The sequence below is a fragment of the Pseudomonas sp. GXZC genome (assembly GCF_026967615.1).
GTDB classification, from domain to species: Bacteria; Pseudomonadota; Gammaproteobacteria; order Pseudomonadales; family Pseudomonadaceae; genus Aquipseudomonas; species Aquipseudomonas azotoformans_A.
Map to the genome: position 1 here is coordinate 3,040,004 of NZ_CP114115.1, position 19,874 is coordinate 3,059,877.

Annotated in this window: 20 protein-coding genes; 13 read left to right on the plus strand and 7 right to left on the minus strand. The window is 59.7% G+C overall.

Features of this window, described 5'->3' with window-relative positions; genetic code table 11:
• The first annotated feature begins 50 nt into the window (after nt 1-50).
• The 10 genes from gmd to OZ428_RS14280 all read left to right on the plus strand — a co-directional run bounded on the left by gmd (nt 51) and on the right by OZ428_RS14280 (nt 10,376).
• Nucleotides 51-1,172 carry a GDP-mannose 4,6-dehydratase gene (gene gmd, locus OZ428_RS14235; RefSeq protein ID WP_269133811.1) on the plus strand — a complete coding sequence of 374 codons (1,122 nt, stop codon included), beginning with the start codon at nt 51-53 and terminating at the stop codon, nt 1,170-1,172.
• Nucleotides 1,173-1,174: 2 nt separating this feature from the next.
• Nucleotides 1,175-2,152 carry a GDP-L-fucose synthase gene (gene fcl, locus OZ428_RS14240; RefSeq protein WP_269133812.1) on the plus strand — a complete coding sequence of 326 codons (978 nt, stop codon included), beginning with the start codon at nt 1,175-1,177 and terminating at the stop codon, nt 2,150-2,152.
• On the plus strand, nt 2,152-3,360 hold the full coding sequence (locus tag OZ428_RS14245) for a glycosyltransferase WbuB (protein WP_269133813.1): 1,209 nt from the start codon (nt 2,152-2,154) through the stop codon (nt 3,358-3,360). The genes fcl and OZ428_RS14245 overlap by 1 nt, the downstream gene beginning before the upstream one ends.
• 5 nt (nt 3,361-3,365) lie before the next feature.
• Entirely contained in the window at nt 3,366-3,851 is a 486-nt protein-coding gene (locus OZ428_RS14250) for a GDP-mannose mannosyl hydrolase (RefSeq protein WP_033897203.1), read from the plus strand.
• Complete coding sequence (locus OZ428_RS14255; RefSeq protein ID WP_269133814.1) at nt 3,845-5,254, plus strand: mannose-1-phosphate guanylyltransferase/mannose-6-phosphate isomerase; 1,410 nt, start codon at nt 3,845-3,847, stop codon at nt 5,252-5,254. The genes OZ428_RS14250 and OZ428_RS14255 overlap by 7 nt, the downstream gene beginning before the upstream one ends.
• A 180-nt stretch (nt 5,255-5,434) precedes the next feature.
• On the plus strand, nt 5,435-5,674 hold the full coding sequence (locus OZ428_RS14260; protein WP_269133815.1) for a hypothetical protein: 240 nt from the start codon (nt 5,435-5,437) through the stop codon (nt 5,672-5,674).
• 87 nt (nt 5,675-5,761) lie between these two features.
• Nucleotides 5,762-6,874, plus strand: a complete 1,113-nt coding sequence (locus OZ428_RS14265; RefSeq protein WP_033897192.1) for a polysaccharide biosynthesis/export family protein — start codon at nt 5,762-5,764, stop codon at nt 6,872-6,874.
• A gap of 12 nt (nt 6,875-6,886) precedes the next feature.
• Nucleotides 6,887-7,540 carry a YjbF family lipoprotein gene (locus OZ428_RS14270; RefSeq protein ID WP_270049165.1) on the plus strand — a complete coding sequence of 218 codons (654 nt, stop codon included), beginning with the start codon at nt 6,887-6,889 and terminating at the stop codon, nt 7,538-7,540.
• Complete coding sequence (locus OZ428_RS14275) at nt 7,537-8,304, plus strand: capsule biosynthesis GfcC family protein (RefSeq protein WP_269133816.1); 768 nt, start codon at nt 7,537-7,539, stop codon at nt 8,302-8,304. The genes OZ428_RS14270 and OZ428_RS14275 overlap by 4 nt, the downstream gene beginning before the upstream one ends.
• Entirely contained in the window at nt 8,301-10,376 is a 2,076-nt protein-coding gene (locus tag OZ428_RS14280) for a YjbH domain-containing protein (protein WP_269133817.1), read from the plus strand. The genes OZ428_RS14275 and OZ428_RS14280 overlap by 4 nt, the downstream gene beginning before the upstream one ends.
• 35 nt (nt 10,377-10,411) lie before the next feature.
• On the opposite strand, the gene OZ428_RS14285 is transcribed toward OZ428_RS14280, so the two are convergent.
• The 5 genes from OZ428_RS14285 to OZ428_RS14305 form a co-directional block, all read right to left on the minus strand.
• Nucleotides 10,412-11,803, minus strand: coding sequence for an undecaprenyl-phosphate glucose phosphotransferase (locus tag OZ428_RS14285; RefSeq protein WP_269133818.1), 1,392 nt, complete (start codon nt 11,801-11,803; stop codon nt 10,412-10,414).
• Nucleotides 11,804-12,043: 240 nt separating this feature from the next.
• Nucleotides 12,044-12,703: a winged helix-turn-helix domain-containing protein gene (locus OZ428_RS14290; RefSeq protein ID WP_269133819.1), complete on the minus strand. Its 660-nt coding sequence runs from the start codon at nt 12,701-12,703 to the stop codon at nt 12,044-12,046.
• Nucleotides 12,704-12,734: 31 nt separating this feature from the next.
• A complete protein-coding gene (locus tag OZ428_RS14295) occupies nt 12,735-13,430 on the minus strand; it encodes a hypothetical protein (RefSeq protein WP_269133820.1) in 696 nt (231 codons plus the stop codon).
• Nucleotides 13,423-14,151, minus strand: a complete 729-nt coding sequence (locus tag OZ428_RS14300) for a winged helix-turn-helix domain-containing protein (RefSeq protein WP_033897198.1) — start codon at nt 14,149-14,151, stop codon at nt 13,423-13,425. The genes OZ428_RS14295 and OZ428_RS14300 overlap by 8 nt, the downstream gene beginning before the upstream one ends.
• Before the next feature lie 312 nt (nt 14,152-14,463).
• On the minus strand, nt 14,464-14,898 hold the full coding sequence (locus OZ428_RS14305) for a GFA family protein (RefSeq protein WP_269133821.1): 435 nt from the start codon (nt 14,896-14,898) through the stop codon (nt 14,464-14,466).
• Nucleotides 14,899-15,018: 120 nt separating this feature from the next.
• On the opposite strand from OZ428_RS14305, the gene OZ428_RS14310 reads away from it, so the two are divergent.
• Complete coding sequence (locus tag OZ428_RS14310; RefSeq protein WP_269133822.1) at nt 15,019-15,909, plus strand: LysR family transcriptional regulator; 891 nt, start codon at nt 15,019-15,021, stop codon at nt 15,907-15,909.
• Nucleotides 15,910-15,972: 63 nt separating this feature from the next.
• Nucleotides 15,973-17,325 carry a Fic family protein gene (locus tag OZ428_RS14315; protein ID WP_269133824.1) on the plus strand — a complete coding sequence of 451 codons (1,353 nt, stop codon included), beginning with the start codon at nt 15,973-15,975 and terminating at the stop codon, nt 17,323-17,325.
• Between the two features lie 59 nt (nt 17,326-17,384).
• On the opposite strand, the gene OZ428_RS14320 is transcribed toward OZ428_RS14315, so the two are convergent.
• On the minus strand, nt 17,385-17,732 hold the full coding sequence (locus OZ428_RS14320; protein WP_095015705.1) for a hypothetical protein: 348 nt from the start codon (nt 17,730-17,732) through the stop codon (nt 17,385-17,387).
• Between the two features lie 145 nt (nt 17,733-17,877).
• On the minus strand, nt 17,878-18,600 hold the full coding sequence (locus OZ428_RS14325; RefSeq protein WP_269133825.1) for a pirin family protein: 723 nt from the start codon (nt 18,598-18,600) through the stop codon (nt 17,878-17,880).
• A 180-nt stretch (nt 18,601-18,780) separates the two neighbouring features.
• Here OZ428_RS14325 and OZ428_RS14330 point away from each other — a divergent pair, with 180 nt between their 5' ends.
• Complete coding sequence (locus tag OZ428_RS14330) at nt 18,781-19,731, plus strand: GlxA family transcriptional regulator (RefSeq protein ID WP_269133826.1); 951 nt, start codon at nt 18,781-18,783, stop codon at nt 19,729-19,731.
• Nucleotides 19,732-19,874 lie beyond the last annotated feature (143 nt).

Sequence of the window (19,874 nt, forward strand, 5' to 3'; positions counted from 1 at the left end):
ACCCAAGTTTGGGTGAAGGCCTTCGCTCGCCTATCAATCGGGAGACAGACATGAACAAAGTCGCGCTTATCACCGGGATTACCGGTCAGGATGGCTCGTACCTGGCGGAACTGCTGCTGGAAAAAGGCTATACCGTGCATGGTCTCAAGCGGCGCTCATCGTCGTTCAATACCCAGCGCATCGATCACATTTACCAGGACCCGCAAGCCCTGCATAAAAACCTGATCCTGCACTATGGCGACTTGGCCGATTCGTCGAACCTGACGCGCATCATCCAGCAGATCCAGCCCGACGAGATCTACAACCTCGGCGCCCAATCCCACGTGGCAGTGAGCTTCGACTCACCGGAGTACACCGCCGATGTGGACGCCCTGGGCACCTTGCGCATCCTTGAAGCGATCCGTCTGCTGGGCCTGGAAAAGAAGACCCGTTTCTATCAGGCCTCCACCTCTGAGTTGTATGGGTTGGTGCAGGAAACCCCGCAGAAGGAAACCACGCCGTTCTACCCGCGCTCGCCCTATGCAGTGGCCAAGCTCTACGCCTACTGGATCACCGTGAACTTTCGCGAAGCCTATGGCTTGTATGCCTGCAACGGCATCCTGTTCAACCATGAGTCGCCACGTCGGGGTGAAACCTTCGTGACGCGCAAGATCACCCGCGCGCTGGCCAACATCGCCCTGGGCCTGGAACCGTGCTTGTACATGGGCAACATGGACGCCCTGCGCGATTGGGGGCATGCCAAGGACTATGTGCGCATGCAGTGGATGATGCTGCAGCAGGACACACCCGAGGACTTCGTGATCGCCACCGGGCTGCAGTATTCGGTGCGCGACTTTATCCGCTGGTCGGCGGCGGAGCTGGGCCTGGGCTTGCGCTTTGTGGGGGAGGGCGTGGATGAGGTGGCGGTGGTCGAGCACATCGACGGCGGCCTGGCGCCCGGCATCCTCGTGGGCGATGTGATTGTGCGGGTGGACCCGCGTTACTTCCGTCCCGCAGAGGTAGAGACGTTGCTCGGTGATCCATCCAAAGCCAAGCGTTCTCTCGGTTGGGTGCCTGAGATCACGGCGCAGGCAATGTGTGCCGAGATGGTCCGCGAAGACCTGAAAATCGCCCAGCGCCACGCCCTGTTGCGCCTGCATGGGCACGACGCACCGATTGCGGTGGAGAACTGAGCATGGCACGTGATCTTGATGCACGGATCTTTGTCGCCGGCCATCGCGGCATGGTGGGGTCGGCTATTGTGCGCAGGCTATGGGCCCTGGGGTATACGCAGATCCTTACCGCCGCCCGCGATGAACTGGACCTGCTCGACCCGGCGGCCGTGCAGGCGTATTTCGCCCGCCAGCGTGTGGACCAGGTGTACCTGGCGGCCGCCAAGGTCGGCGGGATTCATGCCAATGCGACGTACCCGGCCGACTTCATCTACCAGAACCTGATGATCCAGGCCAACGTGATCCACGCCGCCCACAGCCATGGCGTGCAGCAGCTGTTGTTCCTCGGTTCGTCGTGCATCTACCCGGTGCATGCGCCGCAACCGATGATCGAAGCGGTGCTGCTCGATGGCGCGCTGGAGCCGACGAACGAGCCCTATGCCGTGGCCAAGATCGCCGGGATCAAGCTGTGCGAGAGCTACAACCGCCAGCACGGTCGGGATTATCGCAGCGTGATGCCGACCAACCTGTACGGGCCAGGCGATAACTATCACCCGGAAAACAGCCATGTGATCGCTGCCCTCTTGCGACGCTTCCATGAAGCAACCCTGCGCGGTGATGACGAAGTGGTGATCTGGGGCAGTGGACGGCCACGGCGGGAGTTTTTGCATGTGGATGACATGGCGGCAGCCAGCGTGCATGTGATGGAACTCGACGCCGTGCGCTACCGCGAACCCACCCTGCCGATGCGCTCGCACCTGAATGTCGGCACCGGGGTGGACTGCACGATTGCGCAAGTGGCTGAGGCGCTGGCGCGGGTCACCGGCTTCCGGGGGCGCTTGCGTTTCGACACCAGCAAGCCAGACGGCGCACCGCGCAAGCTACTGGAGGTGAGCCGTATCAACGTCCTCGGTTGGGAAGCCTACGTGCCGCTGGAGGAAGGCTTGCGCGATACCTACAACGCTTATCTCGCAGCGCTTGAGCAGCCTCGGGGCCAGTGATGAAGATCCTTTTGTATGGCATCAATTACAGCCCCGAACTGACCGGCATCGGCAAATACAGCGGCGAGCAGGCGCGCTGGCTGGCCGCCCAGGGGCACGAGGTGCGGGTGGTGACGGCGCCGCCGTATTACCCGCAGTGGCAGGTGGGCGAGGGCTATTCGTCGTGGCGTTTTTGTACCGAGCAGGATGCCGGCGTGACGGTGGTTCGCTGCCCGCTGTACGTGCCGCGCCAGCCCACGGCGGTGACGCGCCTGCTGCACCTGGCGAGCTTTTCCGCCAGCTCGTTGTTGGCGGTGCTCGGGCAACTGCGCTGGAAACCGGACCTGGTGATGTTGGTGGTGCCCACGCTGTTCTGTGCGCCCCAGGCGCTGTTGCTGGCCAAGCTCAGTGGTGCGCGGTCGGTGTTGCATATCCAGGACTATGAAGTGGACGCCATGTTTGGCCTGGGCATCGGTGGCAGTTCTGTGTTGCGGCGCTTGGCGATGGGCGTCGAGCGTTGGCTGTTGCGGCGCTTTGACCGGGTGTCGACGATTTCCAGCGGCATGCTCGACAAGGCGCGCGGCAAGGGCGTGCACGGCCGGCGCCTGGTGTTCTTCCCCAATTGGTCGGAAACCGCACGTTTCCGTCAGGTAGCGCGCAACCAGGTTTTGCTTGAACGCCTCGGGGTTCCGCAAGGCGCGAGGGTGGTGTTGTACTCCGGCAACATCGGTGAAAAACAGGGACTGGAGTTGATCCTCGACGCAGCCCAGGCCCACGCCCATCACCCGGAGCGGGTGTTTTTGATCGTCGGCCAGGGCACCGGCAAGGCGCGCCTGCTTGAGCGGGCGCAGCGCGACGGCCTGCGCAATGTGCTGTTTGCGCCGTTGCAGGCTTATGAGGATCTACCGGCGCTGTTGGCCTCGGCCGACGCGCACCTGGTGATCCAGAAGCGCGGCGCGGCGGATTCGGTGCTGCCCTCCAAGCTCACCAACATCCTGGCCGTGGGGGGCAACGCCATCATCACCGCCGACCCCGACACCACCCTCGGACGCCTGTGCGAGGAGCATCCGGGCATTGCGGTGCTGGTTGAACCGGAGTCTGTCGCGGCAATCAACGCGGGGATCGAGCGGGTATTGGCATTGCCGTCGCGCAATGAAGTGGCGTTGAACTACGCCAAGGAGTTCCTTGATAAGGAACGCATTCTGCAACGTTTTCTGGCACAGGTCTGATGGGTATGTGGCTTGATTTACCGACCTTCCAAACGGTCGTGGCGTCGACGCCCCTGGTGGCGATTGATCTGGTGGTCAGAAACGGCCGTGGTGAGGTTTTTCTCGGCCTGCGCGTCAACCGGCCGGCTTATGGCTTCTGGTTCGTGCCCGGTGGGCGCATCCGGAAAAACGAGAGCCTGGACAGCGCATTCCGGCGCATCACCCAGGATGAGCTGGGGCGTCCATTCGAGCGCGCCACGGCACGGCTGCTGGGGGTGTACGAGCACTTTTACGAGGACAGTGTTTTCGCCAATGCCGGGTTCGGGCCGGACACCCACTATGTGGTGCTCAGCTATTGCCTGGAGCTGGACGACTCAACCCTGCAGCCGCCCGCCGAGCAACACCAGCAGTACCGTTGGTGGCCACAGGATGAGCTGCGCTTCAGTTCGCGGGTGCATGAAAACACCCGCGCCTACTTTACAAACCCTGTCCCAAGGATGCTCTCATGTTGATACCCGTGATCATGGCTGGCGGTTCGGGGTCGCGCCTGTGGCCGCTCTCGCGGCAGTTGAACCCCAAGCAGTTCCTGCGCCTGACCGATGCGCACTTGTCGATGCTGCAGCAAACCATCACCCGGCTGACGGGCGCCAACGTGGCCCTGCCGCAGTTGATCTGCAACGAACAGCACCGCTTCCTGGTCGCCGAGCAATTGCGTCAGCTGGGCATGGAGCAGGCGAGCATTCTGCTGGAGCCGGTGGGGCGCAACACGGCACCCGCCATCGCGTTGGCGGCGTGCCAGGCGCTTGCCGCGTCAGAGGACCCGATCCTGCTGGTGCTGGCGGCGGACCACCTGATCGAAGACATCCCGGCGTTTCATGCCAGCCTGGAAGTGGCGCTACCCCTGGCCAGGGAGGGCAAACTGGTGACCTTTGGCATCACCCCCACTAGCGCGCACACCGGTTATGGCTACATCGAGCAAGGCATGGCGGTGGGCGAGGGCGGCTACCGGGTCAAGCGCTTCGTCGAGAAGCCGGACGCCGCCACGGCCGCGCAGTATGTGGCCAGCGGAGACTACGCCTGGAACAGCGGCATGTTCATGTTTCGTGCCCGTCGCTACCTGGAGGAACTCGAACGTTTCCAGCCGGCGATTCTCCAAGCCTGCCGTGCCGCACTGGAGGGCGGGAGCCAGGATCTGCCGTTCACCCGCGTGCATGCCGCGACGTTTGCCGCGTGCCCGGACAACTCCATCGACTACGCCGTGATGGAGAAAACCCGCGACGCCGTGATGGTGCCGCTGCACGCCGGCTGGAGTGATATCGGCTCATGGTCGGCGCTGTGGGAGGCCAGTGAGAAAGATGCCCGTGGCAACGTGCTGCGTGGCGATGGTTTGCTGCTGGAGACGCGCGATACCTACGTGCACGCTGACAGCCGGCTGGTCGCCGCTGTCGGGGTGCAGGACCTGATCATTGTCGAGACCAAAGACGCCGTGTTGGTGGCCCACAAGGACCAGGTGCAGCAGGTCAAGGGCATTGTCGACCAGCTCAAGCAAGCTGGGCGCCATGAGCATCTCAATCACCGAGAAGTGTATCGGCCGTGGGGCATGTATGACTCGGTGGATAACGGCCAGCGCTATCAGGTCAAGCGCATCACCGTGAAGCCGGGGGCCAAACTCTCGGTGCAGATGCATCACCATCGCGCCGAGCACTGGATCGTAGTCAGCGGCACGGCTCGCGTCACCAATGGCGAGCAGACCTACCTGGTCTCGGAAAACCAGTCGACCTATATCCCTATCGGCCAGGTGCATGCGCTGGAAAATCCGGGCGTGATTGCCCTGGAATTGATCGAGGTGCAATCGGGGTCTTATTTGGGCGAAGACGACATCGTGCGCTTCGAAGACAAGTACGGCCGCGCTTGAAGTTTCCGACAATTAATAACGTTTTATATAACTTCGGTGGTGAGCAACACATTGAGGGCCGGGCGGTTTGGCGGCAAAACGTTATTTTCAACTAAGCCTGTTATAAATTATCTGTCTGGTGCGTTGTTTAGTTGGGTGGCACTATCGGAATGACTACTCACTGACGATAAGGAGTCTGGTATGAAAACAGCACTGGCTATTATTGGGCTGAGTGTCATGAGTGGTTCTGCACTGGCGGCCGAGGCGCCGTTGGGGCTCGACACCGCTGTGGTGGGGTCGGTGACGGTAGGGGAAACCCTGCTGGTCGGCAGCGCCATCGTTGCTGGTGTTGTCGCGGCTTCCAACAGCGGCGGCAGCTCCAACGGGGGCACCACCACGGGCACCACGGGCACGACCGGCACCACGGGGACCGGTAACTAAGTTGTAAACCTTGCGCTTTTCGACTGCTTGGATTCCCCGCCCAAGTGGTCTTTTTTTCTTGTCGTTTATCACGAGTGTCCTAGCACCATGATGCGTATTTTTTCTGTGGCGGCCCTGGCCGCCGCATTGTTGCAAGGCTGCATGTTTGCCCCGGGCCAATATATGGACACGGCGGCATTGACCGAGCGCGGCAGTGCTGAGAACAGTCGGGTGGATTTGATTCCAATCACGCCAAAGTTGCTGGCGATGGAGGCGGCAACCCAAGTGCCTTATTCCATCCCGGCCGAACTATTGAGTTATAAGCCGGGGCCCTATTTGATCGGCGCTAATGACGCGTTGTATATCACCGTGTGGGATCACCCCGAACTGACGGCACCCTCAGGCCCGCAACAACAGATCGACGCCAACGGCCGCTTGGTCAGCCCCGACGGCAACCTGTTTTACCCCTACGTCGGTGAATTGGTCGCCAAGGGGCGCTCTATCGAAGCGCTGCGCAGCGAGATCACCGACAAGCTGCGCCAATACATCGACAGCCCCCAGGTGGATGTGAGTGTGCTGCGGTTTGCCAGCCAGCGTGTGGTGATCACCGGCGCGGTGGCCAAGGCCGGGCCGGTGCCGATCACCACCATCCCCCTGAATGTGATGGAGGCCATGGGCGCCGCAGGGATCGACCCGCTCAATGCCGACTTGTCGAACCTCACGCTCACTCGCGGCGGCAAGCGCTACACCCTCGACCTCGACACGCTCAACCTCGCGCAGTCGCGGGTGAACGACATCTACCTCAAGGATGGCGACCAACTGTACCTGGCCTACAACGACCGCAAGCGCATCTATGTGATGGGTGAGGTCATGCAACCGCGCGCGCTGAGCTTCAAGACCCGCAGCATGAACCTTTCCGACGTGCTGGGCTCGGTCGGCGGGGTGAACCAGAACACCTCCAACGCCGACGCCGTCTACGTGATTCGTGGCGCGCAGAACAGTGCTGCCGAGCCGGCCAAGGTGTTCCAGCTGGAAGCGGCCTCACCTTCGGCCATGGCGCTGGCCACGCGCTTTGAGGTGCAGCCCCAGGATGTGGTGTTTGTCGGCCCAGCCAATATCACGCGTTGGAACCGCTTCATCAGCCAATTGATTCCTTCCGCCACGATCGTCGGTATCGGTGCGTCCACTCAGAACAATCTGAGCGAAGCCAGCAACCGATAGGGTGGAACCTGCGTGAACACTCTGAAACTCGCGACGTGCATGGGATTGGCGTGGCTGCTGGCCGGCTGCAATCCGCTGATGACAGCCTCACTCGATACCTTCAAGGCGGCCGTGAGCGGCCCCGCGCCGCTGACGTTGACCCAGGCCCAAGTGGATGCTGTGCCGTACCCGCAGATCAAGGTCACCACGCTGTCCAGCGAAGGGGTGATGGCGCTGATCCGCCAACGTGGCGACCTGCAGTTCTGGGTCGCTTCCGGCAAGCAGGTGCTGCTGCTGCGTGACGGCCTGGTGGTCCGTACGGTCGGCCTCGGCGTCGACCTGGATGGCACGCGCTGGCAGGGGCAATCGCCGTTCGAGCTTGGCCTGCACCGCGTGCCGGAGGGCTATCGCAGTACGCGGCAGATCGACGTCGTGGACGGCTATCGCATGGGCGTCACGCTCACCAGCCGCATGACCCGCAAGGGTTTCGAAACCATCGAAATCCTCGACAAACCCTACACCTTGTTGCGGGTAGACGAAGACGTCGAGGCGCCTGGGTTTCAGGCGCGCAACCGGTATTGGGTGAATCCCGGCGACGGCTTCATCGTGCAGAGCGAACAGCACCTCACACCGCGCCTGACGTTGTTCATTACTCAGTTGCAGCCCACGCGTAAGGATGCCCAATGAAGCGTCGAACAGTCACGGCGCTGGTGTTGTTGTGGAGTTGCGCCGGTACGAGTCACGCCGCCATGACGGTGAGTGGCCAGGTGCGCAACCCAGGCCCTGTCGCGCTGCAAGCCGAGGCGCGGTTGTTGGACGTGATCACCGCTGCGCAACCGGACGCCCAGGGCTATTGGCTCGGTGCGGCCTGGTTGCGTCAGCCTTTGCTGCAACGCCAGGTGCAGCTCAAGGCCGGTGTGCTGTTTGACTTGCAAACCTTGCAGCACGCCGCATTGGCCGCCGGGCTTGAGGGGCGCGCCCATGCGGCGGCCGAGCTTTATCGGCAGGTGCAGGCCTTGCCGGTGACGGGTCGCCAGGTCGCCATGCTGGACCCGGTGGCCGTGGAGGTGGGGTTTGCACCGAACCTGCCGGTCAGCGATGGCGACCGCCTGATGTACCCGTCGAGGCCCGACAGCGTACGGGTACTCGGCGCGGTTGCCGCTGGGTGCACGGTGCCGTTTGTGCCGTTGCGTCAGGCGCGCGACTACCTGGCCGCGTGCCCCTCGTTGAAAGAAGCAGATACCGATTACCTGTGGCTGGTCCAGCCCGACGGGCAGGTCATGCGCCTGGGTATTGCGCCCTGGAACCGCGAAGACGGCGAGCCGCCTGCGCCCGGCAGCACCTTGCTGGTGCCGATTCGCAGCGATGACCTGGACCCGCCCACCCCCGAATTGAATCAGCAATTGGCCGAGTTTCTCGCCACCCAACCCCTGGCCGAGGTCACGCCTTGAAATTATGTATTGCGGCCGTGCTGCTGGTGCCCTGTGGCGTCGTGCATGGCGATCCCCGTTACACCCAAAGCGACTTCGGCGGTGTGGGACTGCTGCAAACCCCCACCGCACGCATGGCGCCCGCCGGCGAACTCAGCATCAACGCCAACCGCACCGAGCCCTACAGCCGCTACAGTGTTTCGGCGCAGCCGCTGGATTGGCTGGAAGGCACCTTTCGCTACACCGCGATTACCAACCGTCCTTATGGCGCCGAGTCGTTCAGCGGCGGCCAGAGCTACAAGGACAAGGCCGTAGACGCCAAAGTGCGCCTGTATCAGGAAAGCCAATGGCTGCCGGAGGTCGCACTGGGGTTCATGGACCTGGGCGGCACCGGGTTGTTTTCCAGCGAGTACCTGGTGGCCAACAAGCGCTATGGCGACGTGGATTTCAGCGCCGGTATCGCCTGGGGCTACCTGGGCAGTCGTGGTGACTTCGGCAACCCGCTGGGTGCGCTGGATGATCGCTTCAACGAACGCCCTACCGCCGAGGGCTCCGGCAGTTTCTCCAATGGCTATTTTCGCGGGCGTCCCGCGCTGTTTGGCGGCATCGCCTACCAGACACCCTGGGCGCCGCTGAGCGTCAAGCTGGAAGTGGAAGGCAACGACTACAAGCATGAGCCACGAAGCAACAGCTTTCGCCAGGAGTCGCCGGTCAACGTCGGGGTGGTCTACAAGCTAGCCGATGCCATCGACTTGAGTGCGGCCTGGGAACGGGGCAACACCGCGATGTTCGGCATCACCCTGCACACCAACTTTGTCAGCCGCAAGGCACCGTTGAAAACCTACGATCCGCCGGCCCCCAAATTGCCAGCGCAGACGCCAGGCACACCGCCGGATCAGGTGGACTGGGCGGCAGTGTCCCAGCGCCTGCATGACAACGCCGGCTACACCGTGCAGCGTATTGCGCAACGCGGGCCGGAGTTGGTGGTGTATGGCGAGCAGCAGCGCTATTTCTACAGCGCCAAAGCGGTAGGGCGGGCCAGTCGCATTTTGGATAACAGCGTGAATGACCAGATCGATTGGTTCACCCTGGTCAGCGAGCGGTATGCCATGCCGATCGAGGAAACCAGCGTGCCCCGCGCGACGTTTCGCGAGGTGGTCAACAACCGCGAAGACATAAAGGACCTGCACCGCCAGGTCGAGGTCAATCGCGCCAGCGAGCGCACGCAGACCGTGCTCTATAGCCAGCCACCCAAGGCGTTCAGCTATGGGGTGGGGCTTGGCTACAAGCAGAACGTCGGCGGGCCGGATGGCTTGCTCTACCAGATTTCCGCCGATCTCGACGCCGAGTACCGCTTCACCCGCAACACCTGGTGGAGCGGCTTGCTGAGCGTCAACCTGTTGAATAACTACGACGGTTTCACCTACGACGCGCCGACTGGCTTGCCACGGGTGCGGACCGATCTGCGCCGCTATATGACCAGCGCCGACGTTACCTTGCCGACCTTCCAGCTCAACCATGCGCAGCGCCTGGACCAGGACCTGTATGGCATGGTCTACGGCGGTTTGCTGGAGTCGATGTATGCCGGTGTCGGCAGTGAAGTGTTGTACCGGCCGATGGGCCAGGGTTGGGCGCTGGGTGCGGACCTGAACTATGTGCGCCAGCGCGGTTTCGAGCAGGACTTCAGCCTGCGCGATTACCGCACAGTCACCGGGCACATTACCGGCTACACCGACTTGCCGTTCAACCTGCAAGGCGCATTGAGCGTGGGGCGCTACCTGGCCAGGGATTGGGGCGCAACGTTGGACGTGTCGCGGCAGTTCGACAATGGCGTGCGTATCGGCGCGTGGATCACCCGTACCAACGTGTCTAAAGAAGCGTTTGGTGAAGGCAGTTTCGACAAAGGCCTCTACCTGTCGATACCCTTTGATGAGCTGATGAGCCTGTCGACCCTGCGCCGCGCCAACCTGGTGTGGGCACCGCTGACCCGCGATGGCGGGGCACGCCTGAACCGTGCGTATTCACTGCATTCGATGACGGATGGGCGGGACAGTACGTTGTTCTACAAGAACATCGACAAGATCACGGAGTGAGGCGGGAAGGGGGACTTGAGGTCCCCCTTTTGATGTCAGTAGATATCTTTGGACAGCAACGTGAACGGCGTCTTCAGCAGGATCTTGATATCCAGCCACAGCGACCAGGTGTTGATGTAGCGCAGGTCGATGTCCACCCGCTGCTGCATTTTTTCCAGGGTTTCGGTCTCACCCCGGCAGCCGTTGATCTGCGCCAGGCCCGTGATACCGGGCTTGATGCGATGGCGCGCCATGTAGGCGTGAATCTTCCCCGAGTAGTAGTCGTTGTGTGCAATGGCATGGGGACGTGGACCGACCAGGGCCATATGACCCTGCAGCACGTTGAACAACTGCGGCAATTCATCGATGGAGGTCCGGCGGATGAAGCGCCCGACCGGTGTGATGCGTGAGTCGTTGCGGCTGGCCTGGCGTACTTCGTGATCGTCATGCACGCGCATCGAGCGGAACTTCCAAACCTTGATCACTTCGCCATTCCAGCCATGGCGGTCCTGTTTGAAAATCACCGGGCCGGGGGAGGTGAGCTTGATCAACAGCGCGAATATCAACAACAACGGGCTTAACACCAGGATCGCCAGCAACGCCAGACTCTTGTCCAGCAACGATTTGCTCAGGGCGGCGGTGGGGCGGCTGGTCAGCGGGCTTTCATTGAGGAAGATCGCTGGCAGCCCATCCACTTCGGCCACGCAATGATTGAGCAGGAGCATGTTGTTGAGGTCGGGCACCCAGATTACGTCGACACTGATCTCCAGCAAGTTGAGATACAGCGCCTCGATCTGTGTGGCGTCCTGCAAGGCGTGAGTGATGTAGAGGCGGCGAATGCCGTGCTGGCGGATCAGTTGGGGTAATTGCGGCAGTTCGCCGAGTATCTGTGGGTGTGCACCTTGGGCGGCATCGGCGTGACTGCCGACCAATCCCACCAGGGGGGAGCGCTTCTGGCGAGACAGGGTTTTAGCCAAGTCGACCGCCAGTTTGCCGGTGCCCACGATCAAGGACTTGTGCCGCTGGTGAAGTTGACGATGGTAATACCGGGACAGACTGTGCAGCGGGATATAACACACGGCCAACAAGGGGTAACTTACCGCTGCCCATAACAGTAGAATTTCGAGGGGAAACAATGAACTGGCATTGCAGGCGATGCCCACCAGCGACACAATGCCTACGGTCAGTAGCCAGCCCATGAACAGGCGACCCAGGCCGACCCCATAGTCATCTTTTTTACTGTAGACATCACATAAGCTATAAGCAGGAAGCGATGCCAGTATGGTAAAAGCCGCCAAGACCCGATAGTTGTACTCAAGTTGACCGGTTTTAAACACTGCCAGCATAAACAGTACTGTAACGACCAAGCCCGATGCGAGCATCCACTGGCCCCAGAACGTCAAACCCTTGGGGGTCAGGTTGCGATGCATTCTAGTATTATTCAGCATAGTTCTGCTCCCGTTGGTGACCACGCGCGTGGTGGCAGGGTTTAATCACGCGGTGCAATACCGCACGCAAACGACAGGCACGCGCAGTCGCGTACCCGTGGATAGTAATGAACGGCAGGAAACAGTGGCTGACGACTTATAACAAGTTCAGTTCCATCGTGTCGGCGGGATGTTATAAAAGGGCAGGTATCAGCGTGTGGTAATAGGCAGGGTGAACAAAAAGTGTCAGGTGGCTTGTTTTTATCGGCGTGTCTGGGTCAATTCAAGAGGTTTTTTTATTTTCTGTGTAAGGCAATAACCACGGTTTCTTACTGCGCGGAACAGGCGTTCGCCGTCATTCGCTCGTTTGAACTTTTCCTGCAGTCGGCTCAGGCACATTTCCAGTCCGCGATATAAATCGGGCTCGCGTCCGATATTACGGATCAACTCTTCTTTGCTGACCACGCGCTCTTCATGGTGCAGCATCTTCTTAATCAGCGCGGACTCAATGGTGGTCAGTGAAATACGCAGGCCACCCTTGACCAAGGTTCGGTCATGCTGAGTCAGCAGCCAGAAGTCCTGAGGATACAGTTGAGTTCGATCAGATGCTGTCTCCGGATGAAACGTATGGTTTTTCGGTGCGCTGTCATCATCCTTGGGCATGGGCATTCTGGATTCTTGTCGCACGGCGTTAAAAGGTTGTGAGGGTAAGGTGAGTGTATGGGTAATGACATAGGTATTCACCAGCCGATTTTCGCTGGGGTGGGCTTGTCGATGAGTGAATACCAGGTTGTTATCGGCAACGGCTGTTGTCGCGGGTGCGTTCAGATCGTAATGGAACAACTCTGCGTTGGGTGTGAAGTCTTGCAGTGCGATGGCCGGAAGTGTTGGTGTAAAGGCGTATTTCTTGAGGGAGCTCATAGTGTCCACCGATATCAGGAAGGTGCAGTTGTTATAAGCAGTCAGCAGGGGAGTAATAACCGCCCTGAAAATATTCGAATGGCAGGTTTTTAGCCAGCAGGGCGCTGTCGGCAAACTCGACAGTGTCGGCAATGAAAGACACCTGGCTGGCATTGATCAGCTCTAGCATGCGGTCGTAGAGCCGATCAAACAGATCGGATCGGGTGTTGAGGCTCAGGCGCAGGGCGGAATCCGGGAACGGCATTTTAATGTAGTCATAGAGCTTGAGGTCGATCAGCAGATCGACCTGTTTTGTATCGAGCCTGTAGTTATTGTAGGCAAGCGTGATACTGCACTGGTCTTTCAGTTTATATAACTGGCGCACCATCGCCCGGCGTTCAACCGGGCCCGGAAGGGCATCCAGCGAGTTGTCGATGGAGAGGGTGAACGTCTGTCGGTGCTTTTCCAGTGACTGGGCAGTCTGGATAATGCTTTTGTGAACGTTCTCGTTCATCAACGCTGCTTGATTGATCCGCAGAAACTGCTGGCCTGCTGCCGGGTGGGAGGTTTTACGGCGTGTGCCGATACGCTGTAGCGCCGCGTTGTAGGCGCGTGGATGGTTTTCGTAAACATCCTTGCAGGTCAGGCTGATTTCATTGCCCCAGAGTAAATGGTTGCGATCAACGATGACCTGCCTGACAAGGTTGAATTCGCCTCTGGGCGTAGAGGACAGTTTCTCGTTATTCACGATTCGATCTCTCCTTGGCGGGTTGAAAGTAGCTGGCGCAAATAAGGCCGCGGCTTAGTTTGTATCCGTAACCGCGGATATTCTGAATAATATTGTCACCGTAGTGTGCCTTGATCTTGCTGCGCAGTCGGCTGATGGATTTCTCCAACGCTCGAGAGTCATAATACTTAGTGTTAAGGCCCATGACGGCGGCGATCTCAGTGTGACTGAGCAGTCGGCGTTGGATCAGCGCTTCCAATACTTTCATTTCGACGAAGGATATTTCAAGTTTCTTACCGTCACCATAAATGCACATGCGATCCTGATCGAGCACCAGGCCGCAGCGGTTCAGTCGTGCGTTCGCACTGAGGAACTCATCAAACAGGCTCAACTTTTTTTCAGGGGAGGTCTCTGCCACTTTGATGCAGTAATCCGCACCGGCTAAATAGTATTTGGTCTTGCTCAAGGTAGAGGCAAAAGTGATAACGACAAATATGGTGCAGCCAGGGTTGTTGGCTCGGGTGTTTTTTATGATGTCCAGGGTTTGGCTGCTGGCCGAGGGTGTATCGATTTCTATAATGATCGCACGGTAGTCTGCGTGACTTTCCTGGGTGTCAATTAGTTGTTCGTAGTAACGTGTATCGACTTTCAAATCATCCGCTACAGTGCGAACTATCAGCTCCCGAAAGTCCTCCGATTTAGATTGAGTCCGTGCAATAGCGAGGACATTAGAAAACTGCATCACCTACTCCCTTTTCCAGCATGCAAGGCCGTCAGTTCAATCGCTGCTAGCGTTTAGATACTAATCGAATTGAATACGGTAAAACGTGACAAATTTTAACATTCGTCAGTTTCTTTTTCAGAAAGGAAAAGGGTGTTGTGCGGTTATTGCGGGGATGTTTGCACGGGCGTACACATATGCTAGTGCAAATTTTTAATGCGCGATAAGTATTTTAGCCCAAACGTTTTTTTGGCGGAATCGGGAAAACCCTTGCATCGTCAATGGGGGAACGACACGTCGTGGCAGTTGAGAGTATCCGAGGCGTGGGGCAAGTTAATCCTGTAGCGCCAAGGCGAATGCCTCGGGTGTCGGGCTCTGCGGCCAGCATGGCACGCCGTCCGGTAACAGCAGCCATGGCTGTTTACGGCTGACCCAGATATGCGCGACCGGTGCCAGCGCGGGACTGTTGTGTAACGTGCCGACCCGCAAAACCCGCAGGCCCGGCGCGGCGCTGGTGGTGCTGCTGATACGCGTATGGCACCGCGCGCACAACTGGTGAGTCGAGTGTTGGCCGTGCATGTCGTAGGCGTATTCGGTCAGCGGCCCCTCGACGGTCAAGGCGTCCGCCGGCAGCAGTGCGTGCAGAGCGAATGCGCTGCCGCTCCAGGTCTGGCAATGGCGGCAGTGACAGGCATAGATGGCAGGTAGCGTCGGCAGCTCTAACTGATAGGTGACAGCGGCGCAGCGGCATTGGCCAGTGAATATCATCGACTTCCAGTCCTTTCCTGTGAGCGTGGGCGCAAGGCCCATCGGGTATGCTCGCCAGCTTGCCCCAATGGCAACCCAAAGAACATTCGCCAAAATGGCCCACCGGCTCACAGGAAATGTATGAACGCCCCTCAACTTCAATGGGAAACCCAACGCGCCTTCCTCGCCGTGTTACGCACCGGCAGCCTGTCGGGCGCGGCACGCTTGCTCGGCATCGCCCAGGCCACCGCGCGACGGCGCATCGAGGCGCTGGAACAGAGTGTGGGCGTCAGCCTGTTTATTCGTTCGCCCCAAGGCTTGCTCCCCACGGACATGGCTCGCGAACTGATCGGCCACGTGGAAGCCATGGCCGTTGCCGCCAATGCCTTCAACCGCGCGGCCTCGGCGGACAGCGCGGTGGCCGCTGGTACGGTGCGGCTTACCAGCGGGCAGTTACTCGGCGTTGAGGTTCTACCGCCACTGTTGCGTACCCTGCGCCGCAGCCATCCGCAATTGGCCATGGAGTTGAGCGTGTCCAACCGCCTGCAGGCATTGGCCCTGCAAGAGGCCGACGTCGCGGTACGCATACGGCGGCCCAACGAGTCCAGCGTGGTCACCCGCAAAGTCGGTGACTTGCACGTCGGGCTCTATGCCACGCCCGAGTTGCTGGCAGAGCAGGGAGTGCCGGACTCGATCGTGCAATTGAAGGATTTCCCGTTGATCGGGCCAGACCGCAATCTGGCAGAAATCGAATTGCTCCAGCAGCAGGGTTTCGACTGCGCCAGTGAGCGCACGCAGATTCGTACCGATGACCACCTGGCGCAACTGGCCGCCTTGCGTGCTGGCTTGGGCATTGGCGTATGTTCCAGTCAACTGGCCCAGCGGTATGGCCTGGTACGGGTGCTGCCGCAGCAGGTGGGGTTCGACGTGGATGTGTGGGTGGCCATGCACCAGGACATGCGCCGGGTGCCAAGGGTGGCAGTGGTATTCGAGGCGGTGGGGGCGGGGTTGGCGGATTTCCTTACGGCATGAGCCTTGACACTGCGAAGCGCTCGCGTAACGATCAACTCAATTTTCAGAAATTGAGTTTCAACCATGGCGAAAGTCCACAAGCCGACCGATTTCAATGTCCTGTTGAACCAGTACGGCATGCAGGTATTTGAGCTCGCCCGCACTTTCAAGGCGGTCGATGACAAAGGCCGCTACCTGCATTGGGATGAGTTTCGTCGGTATCCCTCGCCAGGCGTACAAAAGGAGGCAGCATGGGCGGCAATCAAGCTGTCCCGGGCCTGTGGCAGCAAGTCTCTTGAGCTTCGCAGTGCGTGCGGCAGCCCGTTTTTCCTGTGCACCACCGAGTTTTGCGAAGCGGTGATTCACGCTATCGAACAGGTGACCTCCAGGCTGGGGGGCGCCGCGGCGTCTTCTCCCCACTACCGGGACAACGCGAAGTACCTGGTTGACGCGTTGATGATGGAAGAAGCCATTTCCAGTGCGCAGTTGGAAGGGGCGTCGACGACCCGCAAGATCGCCAAGGACATGTTGGCCAAGGAGCGCGCACCTCAGAATGATGATGAGCGGATGATCCTCAACAACTATCAACTGATGAAACATGCCAAGTACAACAAGGACGAAAATCTGTCTGTTGCGTTGATCTGCGAGTTCCAGAGCATCGCGACGGCAGGGGTTGATGAGGAGGATGCCCATCCTGGTCATATCCGTGAGGATGACGACATTTTTGTGGGCGGCCCAACGGATGAAATCATCCATCAACCACCTCCAGCCTCGCTGCTGCCCGACAGGCTTGAGGCCCTTTGCCTGTTCGCCAATGACCTGCATGATGGTCAGGATGGCAGGCCCTTCATCCATCCTGTGGTCAAGGCCATCATCCTGCATTTCATGATTGGCTATGAGCATCCCTTCCGGGACGGAAACGGGCGGACGGCACGTTGTCTGTTTTATTGGTTCATGCTCAAACACGGCTATTGGCCATTTGAATACATTTCCATCAGCACACTGCTCAAGGAAGCGCCCATGCAATATGGGCGTTCCTATGTGCATACGGAAACCGACGCCTATGACTTGACCTATTTCGTGACCTATCAGTTGCGGGTGATTGAGCGTGCAATCAAAGCGTTCATGCAATATTTCGAGAACAAACGGCAGGAGGCCGTTGAGCTGACGGCCTGGGTGCAGACACTGCAATTGAACGGCGGGCTGAATTACCGGCAGGGGCATTTTTTGAAGAAAGTGCTTCAGCATCCGGGGCGGATCTTCACGCCCAAGGAGCTTACCCATGACTATGATATTTCGGAAAACACTGCCCGCAATGACTTGGAACGATGGGTCGGGATGAAGGTGTTATCCAAGGTGCAAGAGGGCAAGGGCTATCTGTATATCGCCAGAGAGGATGCACAGGCCAATTTGATAACAATCGCTTCCAGGCACTGATCGAACACAAAAAAACCGGCTGATCAGGCCGGTTTGGGGTTCCCGCCAGCAGCGCGGGGTTAAACGTTGTTGCCTTGCAGACGATCAGCACCGCCTTCGGCCAGGCCACGTTCTTGCAGACGATCAGCACCGCCTTCGGCCAGGCCACGCTCTTGCAGACGATCAGCACCGCCTTCAGCCAGACCACGTTCTTGCAGACGATCAGCGCCACCTTCGGCAACACGACGTTCCAGCAGGCGGTCCGAACCGTTTTCGGCAACGCGGTTACCTTGCAGGCGGTCCGAGCCACCTTCTGCAACGCGGCTTTCAATCAGTCGATCCGAGCCGCCTTCAGCGACAACAGGGTGAGCAAATGCGTTGGCAGCGAGTACCGAGAAAGCGAGGCTAAGCAAGATTTGGCGTTTCATGTTGGTGTGCTCCGAGTGTTTTAGTTGGGTTGTTGCGGGTATGGGGTTGATGTTACGCATTGCATTTTTTAAGAGAACTTCATTGGGCTGATGGTGACTATCGACGCCAGCGATGGCTCGTTTCGGCGAGCCATCGCACGCCTGGTCATGGCATCTGCGGCAGTTCTTGCGGGCGCAGATCGAACACCAGCACCTCGGCGTCCTCACCGTGGCCCAGGCGGATCTGCCGTTCATCCCGCACGCGGGCGCCGTCGCCTTCCTGCAAGCGCTGGCCGTTGACTTCAACGCTGCCACGGGCCACATGGATGTACACGTGGCGATCCGGTGGCAGGTCCAGGGTGGCGGCTTCGTCGCCATTGAACAGCCCGGCATACACCCGTGCGTCCTGGCGCACGCTGAGGGAGCCGTCGTTGCCGTCCGGCGAGATAATCAGCTGCAAGCGCCCACGTTTCTGCGCCTCGCTGAAGTGCTCCTGCTGATAACGCGGTTCGGCGCCGGCTTCATTGGGCACGATCCAGATCTGCAGGAAGTGCACGCCACGGGTCTGGCTGTGGTTGAACTCGCTGTGGGCCACGCCGCTGCCGGCGCTCATCAGTTGCACATCGCCGGGACGGATCACCGAACCGGTGCCCAGGGTGTCTTTGTGTTCCAGCGCGCCTTCCAGCACATAGGAGAAGATCTCCATGTCGCGGTGCGGGTGTTGGCCGAAACCTTTGCCGGCCGCAACACGGTCATCGTTGATCACCAGCAGGTCGGAAAAACCCTGTTCTTTCGGGTTCCAGTAGTTGGCAAACGAGAAGGTGTGGAACGACTTCAACCAACCGTGATTGGCGGCGCCGCGTTCGGAAGCTTTGCGAAGGGTCAGCATGGTCTTATCCTCAAGTGGGAGCGGGCTGCAACATGCAGGGCTCCGGCGTTGAGAGGAAGGTTAATGGTTATCCTGAGATTCATTAAGAAGCTGAAATCTGAATAACTGTCTCATTCAAGTTGACAGTGGTGAACGTGCAATAATGGCCGCCGCATTCCTTATCGATGGACCTTTCTTGTTATGAAAACCGTGGCCATGGCGCTGTTTCCGGACTTCCTCCTGCTCGACATGGCCGGGCCGCTCGAAGTGTTTTCCATTGCCAATCGCTACCTGCCAGCGGCGGATCACTATCAGATCCTTACCCTCGGCACCGAGCCTGGCCCGTTGCGCGCCTCCAATGGCGTCGCGGTACAGACCGACCTGCTGCTGGACCAGGCCCAGAATGCCTACGACCTGCTGCTGGTGCCCGGTGGCCCAGGTGCCTACAACGAATGCCACCCCGCGTTATTGCCCTGGCTCAGGGCCGCGGCGCCACGGGCACGGCGCTTTGGTTCCATCTGCACCGGCGCCTTTGTACTCGGGCATGCCGGGCTGTTGGACGGACATCGCGTGACCACCCACTGGCACTACACCGAGCGGCTGATCAAGGCGTTCCCCAAGGCGATTGTCGAAACCGACCGTATCTATTTGCAGGACGGGCGCCTGATCACCTCGGGTGGCGTCACCGCGGGTATCGACCTCGCGCTGTCAGTGGTAGCCCAGGACCACGGCAAGCAGGTCGCCGTCGAAGTGGCCAAGGTGCTGCTGGTGGTGATGAAACGTCAGGGCGGCCAGGCCCAGTTCAGCCCCATGACAGCGGCGGTGGCGCCCCAGGAAACCGCGATTACCCGCGTGCAGCAGCATGTGCTGGAGCATCTCGACCAAGCCTTCACCATCGAGTCCATGGCTGAGCTGGCCGGCATGAGCGCGCGGCATTTTGCGCGGCTATTCGCCAAGGATGTGCAGATGACGCCGATGGCATTCCTGCAAGGCGCGCGCATCGACCGTGCCCGGCAATTGCTGGAAACCACCGACCTGCCGCTCAAGACCGTGGCTTTTCACGCAGGCTTCGGCAGCGTGCGGCACATGCGTTTTCTGTTCAGTGAAAAACTGGGCCTCAACCCGACCCAATACCGACAGCAGTTCAGTTAACGACAGAATGTCCGTCTCGCGCACCCGAATGTCCGTATCGCTCCCCGCGCCAGCATTGTCCTGTCATCGCCAACTGGCAAGATAGCGGCAAGCCCATGGAAAAGGATGCGCGAACGCCCAAGGCCGGGTGTTTCAGCGCTTTA

What these genes read in the sequence shown, in the direction of transcription:
- OZ428_RS14285 (WP_269133818.1), bottom strand. Translation starts at nt 11,803, where the DNA reads ATGCTGAATAATACTAGAATGCATCGCAACCTGACCCCCAAGGGTTTG.
- OZ428_RS14320 (WP_095015705.1), bottom strand. Translation starts at nt 17,732, where the DNA reads ATGAAACGCCAAATCTTGCTTAGCCTCGCTTTCTCGGTACTCGCTGCC.
- OZ428_RS14305 (WP_269133821.1), bottom strand. Translation starts at nt 14,898, where the DNA reads ATGATATTCACTGGCCAATGCCGCTGCGCCGCTGTCACCTATCAGTTA.
- OZ428_RS14275 (WP_269133816.1), top strand. Translation starts at nt 7,537, where the DNA reads ATGAAGCGTCGAACAGTCACGGCGCTGGTGTTGTTGTGGAGTTGCGCC.
- OZ428_RS14260 (WP_269133815.1), top strand. Translation starts at nt 5,435, where the DNA reads ATGAAAACAGCACTGGCTATTATTGGGCTGAGTGTCATGAGTGGTTCT.
- OZ428_RS14255 (WP_269133814.1), top strand. Translation starts at nt 3,845, where the DNA reads ATGTTGATACCCGTGATCATGGCTGGCGGTTCGGGGTCGCGCCTGTGG.
- OZ428_RS14315 (WP_269133824.1), top strand. Translation starts at nt 15,973, where the DNA reads ATGGCGAAAGTCCACAAGCCGACCGATTTCAATGTCCTGTTGAACCAG.
- OZ428_RS14330 (WP_269133826.1), top strand. Translation starts at nt 18,781, where the DNA reads ATGAAAACCGTGGCCATGGCGCTGTTTCCGGACTTCCTCCTGCTCGAC.
- OZ428_RS14265 (WP_033897192.1), top strand. Translation starts at nt 5,762, where the DNA reads ATGATGCGTATTTTTTCTGTGGCGGCCCTGGCCGCCGCATTGTTGCAA.
- OZ428_RS14250 (WP_033897203.1), top strand. Translation starts at nt 3,366, where the DNA reads ATGTGGCTTGATTTACCGACCTTCCAAACGGTCGTGGCGTCGACGCCC.
- OZ428_RS14325 (WP_269133825.1), bottom strand. Translation starts at nt 18,600, where the DNA reads ATGCTGACCCTTCGCAAAGCTTCCGAACGCGGCGCCGCCAATCACGGT.
- OZ428_RS14310 (WP_269133822.1), top strand. Translation starts at nt 15,019, where the DNA reads ATGAACGCCCCTCAACTTCAATGGGAAACCCAACGCGCCTTCCTCGCC.
- fcl (WP_269133812.1), top strand. Translation starts at nt 1,175, where the DNA reads ATGGCACGTGATCTTGATGCACGGATCTTTGTCGCCGGCCATCGCGGC.
- OZ428_RS14245 (WP_269133813.1), top strand. Translation starts at nt 2,152, where the DNA reads ATGAAGATCCTTTTGTATGGCATCAATTACAGCCCCGAACTGACCGGC.
- OZ428_RS14300 (WP_033897198.1), bottom strand. Translation starts at nt 14,151, where the DNA reads ATGCAGTTTTCTAATGTCCTCGCTATTGCACGGACTCAATCTAAATCG.
- gmd (WP_269133811.1), top strand. Translation starts at nt 51, where the DNA reads ATGAACAAAGTCGCGCTTATCACCGGGATTACCGGTCAGGATGGCTCG.
- OZ428_RS14290 (WP_269133819.1), bottom strand. Translation starts at nt 12,703, where the DNA reads ATGAGCTCCCTCAAGAAATACGCCTTTACACCAACACTTCCGGCCATC.